Origin of the sequence: Sulfitobacter sp. HI0027, assembly GCF_001634775.1 — a bacterium.
Taxonomy (GTDB): domain Bacteria; phylum Pseudomonadota; class Alphaproteobacteria; order Rhodobacterales; family Rhodobacteraceae; genus Sulfitobacter.
In genome coordinates this window covers 1-3,040 of record NZ_LWER01000049.1, presented here as the reverse complement: position 1 = coordinate 3,040, position 3,040 = coordinate 1, and the positions used below count along the sequence as shown (strand labels likewise).

Sequence of the window (3,040 nt, the reverse complement as noted above, 5' to 3'; positions counted from 1 at the left end):
TCATATCCCAGCTTCACCAGATCAGCATGCATTTGCTTCACTGTCCGCCGCTCTTTGCGTGACTTCCGCGTCTGGATTAAAAGCCAGGCTGACAGCCGATCCGAATAGGGATCCAGCTTGCTTGGACGCTTGGGCGTCTTGAACTGCGGTTCCACCGCACCTTCACGCAGATACTTCTTTATCGTGTTCCGAGACAAACCCGTCCGCCGGGCAATCTCCCTGATTGGCATCTTGTCACGCAATGCCCAGCGTCGAATGACACTCAAAAATCCCATGTCGATCACTCCAAATCCCCCCAACCAAAACCGTCGGGGAAGTGTGTTCACATGGGTCAATTCTCAGTGACAATTTATGGGGCTACCGGGTCAGTTCTCAGTGACAATCAACAGCTGTACCAAGCAACCCGCGGAACTGAACTTTTAGGCGCGCTGGTCGCCTTTGGTCCTGAACAAAACCTCACTAAGCTGACATTGAACGATTGGGATCATGCCGGTCGTATTGGATTTAGTTCTACAGCGCTTGGGGAAGAAGGCATCAAGACCGCGCTTAACGCTGAGTACGAAAAATTCGGTGCTGCATATGGCACCCCTGGCGCGAAAATGATGTTTGGCTGCTTCTATAAGGCGCTGGCCGGTTCGAAATCATTCAGAGAGCCCGGAGATATTGCAAAGGTCTTCCGCGAGTTTGTTTCACATCATTTTGCTTTGCCTGCGGGCGCCAAGATTCTGAAACAGCCTCTTCCGGAAAGGTTGCTACACACTGTCGCATCTCTTGCAAAAGAGCAGGGATTGAAATGCCAAACACTTCGGAGTGCATTGGTTGCCGCGCAAGTAATCCCTGAGAACGCGCTTTCTCATTACCCTATTCCGGTAAAGGTTGGGCGTGAGGTCGCATCTCAGATGGTTCGAAAGGTCGACGTAACCAATGCGCCGAGCGAGTTGGGCTGCACTCGTCAACTGGTCAATCAACTTTTCGCTGAGCGCTTGCTGACACCCATTTATTCTGGAGATCCGGGAATAAAGGGGCGAACTCAAAAATCAGTCAATCAAGCAGAAATTGCTTTGCTGGTGAGCAAACTGCATGGGAATTCGATCAAATTGGCTAAGGCAGACGTGAGTTTGGTTCCTATCGAGAAAGCGGCGGAAATAGCCAAAGTACCCGCGGTCACCGTAGTCCACATGATACTTGGTGGATTGCTTGATCAGGTTTTCTGCATAGCGTCGGAGCTGGGGATCGCCGCGTTGCGTGTGGAACCAGCAGAAGTTAATGCGCGAGTTAGTTCAAGCCCATGGAAAAATTCAATCATGGACACTGCCGGTTCGCTAAAGCTTTCTCCACAAATTGTCTGGCGGCTTCTTGAACGGCATCCCAAGGAAGTCAGTATGCAGCCCAAGCAGATAGACTGCCCAACTGCACACCACCATTTTCCAAGCGTTGACTCAGAAGAAATCACGAAATTTATGGAGCAATTTATTCACCCTGCCAGGATCGCAGAGCTGTGCGGGCTTCGCACCTGTGAAGTTGTAAGCCGTTTGAAAAAGCGCGGGATACGACCTGTGGCCTCGAAAGCTGAAGTGGGGGAGAACTTCTACCGGACCCGCGTACTGGAACTTGATCTCTTTACTTAAAACAAAGGGCAAGTGGCCCCATCCTAAAAGGGGAATCTTGAGACCGTCCGACAGGGCGGTCTTTTTTTGTGCGAATGATCGCGGTAGAAGGTTTTTGACATACGGATTGTTCCTCGAAAAATAGGCATTTTACGTTTGCATAGAAAGGGCTTCTTTTGGTTGCGAAATAGCCAATTAGGCGGCCGAAGTATAACTCCTTATAAACAATGGCTTAGGTTTGCGAAATGGCCATTTTTTGGTTGTCGTGACACCCAAACGGAGGGCATATGGCGAACGAGACAGGCGCGCGGCTGGGGATACTGATGCTCGACACGCGCTTCCCCCGCATTCTGGGCGATGTCGGCAATGCGGGGAGTTGGTCGTTTCCGGTGCGCTATGCTGTTGTGCCGGGGGCCACGCCCGAAGCCATCGTTTGCGATGATATCGAACCCTTTGTGCAGGCATTCATCGCGGTGGGGCGGGACTTGGTCGCGGAAGGCTGCACTGGCATCGCCACCACCTGCGGGTTCTTGGCGCTGATCCGGCCCCGTCTGGCCGAAGCGTTGGACGTGCCGGTTGCGGCCTCGGCGTTAGAGCAGGCCGGGCAGATCGCGGCTTGCCTGCCGCCCGGGCGCAGGGTGGGGATTTTAACGATCTCGGCCAGCACCCTTTCGCCCGCCCATCTGCGCGCGGCGGGCGTGCCCGAAGGCAGCCCGGTGATGGGGTTGGAAGGCAGCAGTTTCGCCCGGACGATCCTTGGCAATTTGCCCGACCTTGAAGTGCCGCAGGCGCGGGCTGAGATGGTGCAGGCGGCGCAGCGGCTGGTAGAGGCCCATGCGGATGTCGGCGCGATCCTGTTGGAATGCACGAATATGGTACCCTACGCCCCCGATATCGCGGCGGCGACCGGGCGGCCCGTGCATTCGATCCATAGTTATCTCAACTGGTTTCACGCAGGGTTGCAGCCTCCCCGCTTCGCCTAGACCGGATCACGCAGCCAGTCGTCGGCAAAACAGACTTGGCTCACCCCGGCGAGCGGCAGGAGACGGTGCACTTCCGCCTCAAACGCCGCCTGCCGCCCCTTGCCCCAGCGGATGCCACGCTCGGGCCAAAGCGCGGTGATGCGCAGCTCATCCGCGTCACGATGGGCCTTCATGTCGACGCGGCCCACCAGCCTGTCGCCCTGCAGCAAGGGGAAAACATAGTAGCCGTATTTACGCTGCGCCTCGGGCACGAAGACCTCGATCCGGTAGTCAAACCCGAAAAGCCGTGCCGCGCGTTTGCGGTCGCGCAGGGCGGGGTCGAAGGGGCTGAGCACCCGAAGCCGTTTGGGGGGTTCGCGGGTAAGGGCGGGGTCTTCGGCCCAACCGGGGCGGACAAAGGCAGGGCGCAGGCTGCCATCGGCGGCCTCGATATCGATCTCCTCCAACCGC

Annotated in this window: 4 protein-coding genes; 2 read left to right on the top strand and 2 right to left on the bottom strand. The window is 56.4% G+C overall.

Features of this window, described 5'->3' with window-relative positions; translation table 11 throughout:
• Positions 1-275: helix-turn-helix domain-containing protein (locus tag A3722_RS23060; RefSeq protein ID WP_150120158.1), on the bottom strand; the 275-nt coding region annotated here is incomplete at its 3' end.
• 51 nt (positions 276-326) lie between these two features.
• Between A3722_RS23060 and A3722_RS03565 the strand changes: the two genes are divergently transcribed.
• Both A3722_RS03565 and A3722_RS03560 read left to right on the top strand, forming a co-directional pair.
• On the top strand, positions 327-1,628 hold the full coding sequence (locus A3722_RS03565) for a hypothetical protein (protein ID WP_067626341.1): 1,302 nt from the start codon (positions 327-329) through the stop codon (positions 1,626-1,628).
• Positions 1,629-1,894: 266 nt separating this feature from the next.
• Entirely contained in the window at positions 1,895-2,590 is a 696-nt protein-coding gene (locus tag A3722_RS03560) for an aspartate/glutamate racemase family protein (protein ID WP_067626343.1), read from the top strand.
• On the opposite strand, the gene A3722_RS03555 is transcribed toward A3722_RS03560, so the two are convergent.
• On the bottom strand, positions 2,587-3,040 hold a 454-nt coding region (locus A3722_RS03555), incomplete at its 5' end, for a DNA glycosylase AlkZ-like family protein (RefSeq protein ID WP_201721956.1). The two genes, A3722_RS03560 and A3722_RS03555, sit on opposite strands and share 4 nt — an antisense overlap.

Excerpts from the sequence above, each read along its gene's own strand:
- A3722_RS03565 (WP_067626341.1), top strand. The coding sequence starts at position 327 with ATGGGTCAATTCTCAGTGACAATTTATGGGGCTACCGGGTCAGTTCTC.
- A3722_RS03560 (WP_067626343.1), top strand. The coding sequence starts at position 1,895 with ATGGCGAACGAGACAGGCGCGCGGCTGGGGATACTGATGCTCGACACG.